General features: G+C 65.1%; 7 protein-coding genes. 3 read left to right on the plus strand and 4 right to left on the minus strand.

The window, feature by feature from the left end:
• The 3 genes from WAO18_RS06030 to ngg form a co-directional block, all read left to right on the plus strand.
• On the plus strand, nucleotides 1-512 hold a 512-nt coding region (locus WAO18_RS06030), incomplete at its 5' end, for a hypothetical protein (protein WP_422204704.1).
• Between the two features lie 99 nt (nucleotides 513-611).
• Entirely contained in the window at nucleotides 612-2,417 is a 1,806-nt protein-coding gene (locus tag WAO18_RS06035) for an N-acetylglutaminylglutamine amidotransferase (RefSeq protein ID WP_422204706.1), read from the plus strand.
• Nucleotides 2,414-4,225, plus strand: coding sequence for an N-acetylglutaminylglutamine synthetase (gene ngg / locus WAO18_RS06040; protein ID WP_422204708.1), 1,812 nt, complete (start codon nucleotides 2,414-2,416; stop codon nucleotides 4,223-4,225). The genes WAO18_RS06035 and ngg overlap by 4 nt, the downstream gene beginning before the upstream one ends.
• A 29-nt stretch (nucleotides 4,226-4,254) precedes the next feature.
• Here ngg and WAO18_RS06045 read toward each other — a convergent pair whose 3' ends face one another.
• The 4 genes from WAO18_RS06045 to WAO18_RS06060 all read right to left on the minus strand — a co-directional run.
• Complete coding sequence (locus tag WAO18_RS06045; RefSeq protein WP_422204709.1) at nucleotides 4,255-4,602, minus strand: hypothetical protein; 348 nt, start codon at nucleotides 4,600-4,602, stop codon at nucleotides 4,255-4,257.
• Between the two features lie 34 nt (nucleotides 4,603-4,636).
• Nucleotides 4,637-5,356: a hypothetical protein gene (locus tag WAO18_RS06050; protein WP_422204710.1), complete on the minus strand. Its 720-nt coding sequence runs from the start codon at nucleotides 5,354-5,356 to the stop codon at nucleotides 4,637-4,639.
• 18 nt (nucleotides 5,357-5,374) lie between these two features.
• Nucleotides 5,375-5,734, minus strand: coding sequence for a hypothetical protein (locus WAO18_RS06055; protein ID WP_422204712.1), 360 nt, complete (start codon nucleotides 5,732-5,734; stop codon nucleotides 5,375-5,377).
• A 35-nt stretch (nucleotides 5,735-5,769) separates the two neighbouring features.
• A partial coding sequence (locus WAO18_RS06060; RefSeq protein WP_422204713.1) for a glycine-rich domain-containing protein occupies nucleotides 5,770-6,258 on the minus strand: 489 nt, incomplete at its 5' end.

Below are 6,258 nucleotides of genomic sequence, written 5' to 3' on the forward strand. Positions count from 1 at the left end.
GCCTGCTGACCCTGGCGATCGTGCAGTACCTCACCACCGTGCTGACCATCGACTGGTTCGGCGTCGGGCTTGGATCGCGACAAGTCAAACAGTCGCTCAACGACCGGCCCGACGGCACGTCGCTGCCCCCGATCGGCATACCGGTCGACGTGGATTTCAACCGCCAACGCCTCGCGGTGTACTTCCGTCCGTTGCCGGCGAAGTTGTGGGTCGGTTGTGTCGCGGTCGACGAAAAAGAAGACGAGAGCACCCATACTCGGCTCGTTGGTGGCGATTGGCCCACCGATGGCCAGCCGTGGCGGCTGTCCAACGACGACGCCAAGTTGTACGTCGACTCCGGTGAACTGCAGCTGTTCATGGAACCGGACAGCGTCAGCGGTGACGGGGCGGTCATCAGCGTCGCGACAGCCGCCGACGGGCGGCGCTACCTGCAGGTGGAAAACGAAGACGCCGACAAACTGCAACGGCTCCCGCGGTGCTGTGGTCAAGACAACGAGGTGAACGAAAAGTGAGCCCAAACGTGGAACGAACAGCCAGGCCGAGGCTCACGCGCGGAGTGCTGGCGGGTCAGCGGCGCGCGCGCCGGAATCGACCTCTGTAGGGTTATTCAGGTGTGTGGAGCCACCGGTGAGGTGCGACTCGACGGTCGAGCGCCGGATGTAGCGGCGGTGGCGGCGATGACCGCTGTGATGACGCCGCGAGGGCCGGACGGAGCGGGCGTCTGGTCGCAAGGTCGAGTCGCTCTCGGTCACCGTCGCCTCAAAATCATTGACCTGACCGAGGCGGGTGCTCAGCCGATGGTCGACTCCGACCTGGGCCTGACCATCGCCTGGAACGGTTGCATCTACAACTACAAGGAGCTGCGCAGCGAGCTCGAGGGTTACGGCTACCGCTTTTTCTCGCACAGCGACAGTGAGGTTTTACTCAAGGCCTACCACCGCTGGGGCGACGACTTCGTCAGCCACTTCAAGGGCATGTTCGCGTTCGCGATCGTCGAGCGCGACAGCGGGCGCGTGCTGCTCGGCCGCGACCGACTCGGCATCAAGCCGCTCTACGTGACCGAGGACAGCCACCGGATCAGGTTCGCCTCGACGCTGCCGGCGCTGCTGGCCGGTGGTGGGGTAGACACCCGCATCGATCACGATGCGCTGCACCACTACATGACGTTCCACTCGGTGGTGCCCGCACCGGCCACCATCCTGCGCGGTGTCCGCAAGATTCCACCGGCATCACTGCTCGCCATCGAACCCGACGGCCGCCGCGTCGCCACCATCTACTGGTCGCCGGACTTCACCCGGCACCAAGATCGCTCCGACTGGTCCGAACGCGACTGGGAAGACGCTGTGCTGTCCTCGCTGCGGACCGCGGTCGAGCGCCGGCTGGTCGCCGACGTTCCGGTCGGCTGCCTGCTTTCCGGCGGAGTGGATTCCAGCCTGATCGTCGGCCTGCTGGCCGAGGCCGGCCAGCACGGGCTGTCGACGTTCTCCATCGGCTTCGAATCAGCGGGCGGCGTCCAAGGCGACGAATTCCAGTACTCCGACATCGTGGCCAAACGCTTCGAGACCGATCATCACCAGATCCGCATCGGCACCGAGCGGATGCTGCCCGCCCTGGACGGCGCGATCGGGGCGATGAGCGAACCGATGGTCAGTCACGACTGCGTCGCCTTCTATCTGCTCAGCCAGGAAGTCGCACGCCACGTGAAAGTCGTGCAATCGGGTCAGGGCGCCGACGAGGTGTTCGCGGGCTACCACTGGTATCCGCCGATGGGCGCACCGGCGGCGGCCACTGTCGAGGGTTCGGTCGCCGAATACCGCGGCGCCTTCTTCGACCGCGACGAAGCCGGACTTGCTGCACTTCTCGCCGAGGGTTACCTCGCGCCGGGCGATCCCAGCGAACGCTTCGTGACCGAGCACTTCGCGCGTGCCGGCGCCGAAACCGGTATCGACCGTGCGCTGCGGCTCGACACGATGGTGATGTTGGTCGACGATCCGGTCAAGCGAGTCGACAACATGACGATGGCCTGGGGGTTGGAAGGCCGCGTTCCGTTCCTCGACCACGAGCTGGTCGAGCTCGCCGCTACCTGTCCGCCGGAGCTGAAGGTCGCCCACGGCGGTAAGGGTGTTCTGAAAGAGGCTGCGCGACGGGTGATTCCGTCCGAGGTCATCGATCGCCCCAAGGGCTACTTCCCGGTTCCCGCGCTGACCCACCTCGAAGGCCCGTACCTCGACATGGTCCGCGACGCGCTCTACGCGCCAGTAGCCAAAGAGCGGGGCCTGTTCGATACCGGTGCAGTGGATGCGCTGCTGGCTGACCCCAATGGCCGGTTGACTCCGCTGCGCGGAAATGAACTCTGGCAGATCGCCCTGCTCGAGCTCTGGTTACAACGTCATGGTGTGACCGGGCCCGCGGCATGACCACCATCGGTCCCACCGAGGACCATCCCGAGGCGATCACGCTCGGTCTGCACGACGCGACGCCGCCACACTTGGTCGACGCGATGGCCAAAGATGTCGAACTTGAATTGGGTTGGGGCCGACTGATTTTCGGTCAGACATTTGCCGATGCCGGCAAATTGGCCGAGGCGCTGCGACGAGAGGCGCCCGGCCGGCGTGACATTTGCATCTATGCGCGTGAATCACACGTCGTCGTGGCCGGCGCGCCGACCGAACTTTTCATCGACCCCAGCCACACGTATCGGCTGCGATTCACCGATGGCTCGGGAGTGGACGCGTCGGCACCCTCGCCGGTCGGCGTCACGGTACGCCCGCTGAACGACCCGTCCGACGCAGACGTCATGAATCGTGTTTTTGTGCGCTGCGGAATGGTTCCGGCGCCAGTAGACGTCATTTGGGACAACCATCTCAATCAGCCCGCCGTCACCTACCTGCTTGCGGTACGCGACGACGACGGTGCCGTGGTGGGCACGGTGACCGGTGTCGACCACGAGCTACTGTTCTCCGATCCTGAGCGCGGATCGAGTCTCTGGACGCTGGCGGTCGATCCGGCTGCCGGGATCCCGGGAATAGGCATCGCCCTAACCCGAAAGTTGGCTGCGCACTTCCGTACTGCGGGTCGCGCCTATATGGACCTGTCGGTTACCCATGACAACTCCGCCGCGATCCGGTTGTACGAGAAGCTGGGTTTCCGCCGTGTTCCGGTGCTGGCGATCAAGCGGAAAAATGCGATCAACGTGCCGCTGTTCACGCCGCCGCCGGAAACCGTGGACGACCTCAACCCCTACGCGCGCATCATCGCCGACGAGGCGCTACGTCGCGGTATCTGGGTGGAGGTCCTCGACGCAGAGACCGGCGAGATACGGCTGAGCCACGGTGGTCGCAGCGTAGTCACCCGCGAGTCGCTGTCGGAGTTCACCTCGGCCATCGCGATGTGCCGTTGCGACGACAAAAGATTGACCCGCCGGCTTGTCTCGGATGCCGGGATCACCGTTCCGCTTGCCCGTTTGGCGACTTTCGACGACGGCGACTTCGAATTCTTGAGGGACATGGGGGAAGTCGTCGTCAAACCCACCCGGGGCGAACAGGGTAAAGGCATCACCGTCGGCGTCACCATCGAGCAGGGCCGCGGCGAGTTGGCCGCCGCTGTAGCTCGTGCGCGGGAGGAATATCCCGAGGTGCTGATCGAGCAGCGGGTGATCGGTGATGACCTTCGACTGGTGGTGATCGACGGCCAGGTGGTCGCCGCCGCCCTGCGGCTGCCGCCGGAAGTCATCGGAACGGGTGAGCACACCGTGCGGGATCTGATCGTGGCGGAGAGTCGACGTCGCTCGGCGGCTACCGGCGGTGAGTCCAAAATTCCGCTGGACGCGGTCACCGAGGCGACGGTCGCGGAATACGGCTGGCAATTCGATGATGTTTTGCCGCAAGGGATCAGGCTGCGCGTTCGCCACACCGCCAACCTGCATCAGGGCGGAACCATCCACGACGTCACCCCCGACGTGAATCAGGAGCTGTGCCGGGTCGCGGTGGCGGCGGCCGAGGCGATCGGTATCCCGGTGACCGGCATCGACCTGCTGGTACCCGATATCACCGGCCAGGAATACGCGTTCATCGAAGCCAACGAGCGACCGGGGCTCGCCAATCACGAACCACAGCCCACCGCGGCGGCTTTCATCGACTTTCTGTTTCCCGGTCAGCCAGGACAGCCGTTTGCCTGGACCCCGGAGGAATCGCCACGCGTGCCTGATGATTCAGTCGTCAGATAACCACGAGATGTGATGGCGCCGTTACGGCCTCAGGTTTGCGTGAATACCGGCTTGACCACGAGCAGCCCGGGTGAGGCCAAGCCCGAGTCGATCTCGCACCAGTCGATCAAGTCGTCGCTGCCCGCGGTCGGGCCTGCATAAACGGTCATGTAGGTGTAGTAACCGGCGGGCAGACTGAAATTGAGCGGATCGGCCCGGATGACGCCGCCCCCGAGAGATGTCCAGTGTGGGTGCTTACGCTCGTATCCTGCGACGGTTACCTCGACAGGCGGTCCGGGCGGGTCGTTTTCGAGGTCGTCCACCGCCAGGCCGATGTATAGGGCGAGCTCTTTGTAGTCGTCACTCAAGTTCTGAGCGGTGGAAGGGACGTTGACCATTCTGTGGCCCTCCTAGGGCTGAACGAAAAGAAGGCTAACTCTGTCTGGCGACGAGGACTGCCGCACCGTCAGCACCGGCGCCGCCTTGTTTTAACCCGGCACCACCGGCGCCTCCGCCACCCGGCGCGTTGCCGTCAGCGCCCGCTGTCGGTTGTGCAACTCCGCCGTTCAGTGACGCGTCGCCGACTGATTCTGAGCTGGGGCTTGGGCCTTCACCGGTAACACCACTGGAACTGCCACCAGCGCCGCCGCCGGAGGCGGTGCCGGTGGCCGGCCCGGACGAAGTGTCCCAGGTGGCGGTGGTGTCACCACCGGGTCCGCCCTGCGGTGCCGAAAGCGTCCCGCCGACACCGCCTTGGCCGACGGCGACAGTGATCGTGGTTGCGGCCAAGGGAATATCAGAGCCGCGTTGCAGAGTTGCGGTCGTCCAGGTTCCCCCGGCGCCGCCGACCTCGTTGGCACCGCCGTAGCTGCCGCCGCCGCCGGCGCCGAGCAAGATCAAGTCGATGGCGTTGCACCAGTACGGGATCGAGTACGCATATGTGCCCGCCTTTTCGTATTGGTCTGTCTCCGGCTTACTTACGGGAGACTCGACCTTGGCGGAGAAAAAGCCGTGCCCGGTGAGATTACCGGTGACAACCGTGTTTCTGTTTGGGGGTGGCTCGCTGCCGGCGAGGCCGCAGCCGACGAAGCGGACCGCCATTACGATCGCGGCGATCAGTAGTGGTGCACCGATCAACAACGAGTCATTCATCACGACGCGCCTCGCCGCTCAGGTTTGGGTGTATTTGGGTGTCACGACGATCTGCCCGTCGATGTTCAAGATCGTGTCGATCTTGCAGTAGTCCAGCACGGTGTCACCAGGGTCATTTGCGTCCGCTTGCGCAGAACACAAAATGACGAAGGTGTACTCGCCCGCGGGCGCATTCAGCGTGACCGGCTCGCCGTCGCTGAGACCTCCGCCGCTGGAGTTCCACGTCACCGGCGCCCGCTGATAGCCGCCTGCGCCTGCGGGCACCTCGAGGGGCAGTCCGGATGAGTTTCCTTGGTTGGCAGTCGCCAGGCCGATCCACTTGCCCAGCGCCGCATAGTCGTCGCTCAGCGTCTGAGCGGTAGAAGCGACGTTGACCATTCTGTTGTCCTCCTGTTGCTGGATGAATTTGGTGGCTAACTCTGGCTGGCGTACACGGCCGCAGCGCCGTCAGCGCCGGTGCCGCCGCGCCTCAACCCGGCGCCACCGGCGCCGCCACCGCCGGGCGCGTTGCCGTCAGCGCCTTCTGTCGATTGAGGGGGTCCGGCATCCAGCGACGTGTTGCCGATGGGTTTCGAACCGGGGCTTGGGCCCTCGCCAGTGATGCCGCTGGCGCCGGCGCCGCCGCCGGTTGCGGTTATCGTAGTCGTCCCGGATGAGCTATCCCAGCTGGCGGTGGTGTCACAACCGGGTCCGCCTTCTGGGGCGGAGAGTGAACCGCCTGCACCACCTTGGCCGACGGTGACAGTGATCGAGGTTGCCTCCCAGGGGATGTCAGAGCCGCGCTGCACCGATGTGGTATTCCAGTTGCCGGCCCCGCCACCGGCTTCGTCGTTGGCACCGTATCCGCCGCCGCCGCCGGCGCCCAGCAAGACCAGGTCGATGGTGGTGCACCAGTACGGGAT

This window comes from Mycobacterium sp., assembly GCF_049278535.1.
Classification (GTDB): Bacteria; Actinomycetota; Actinomycetes; order Mycobacteriales; family Mycobacteriaceae; genus Mycobacterium.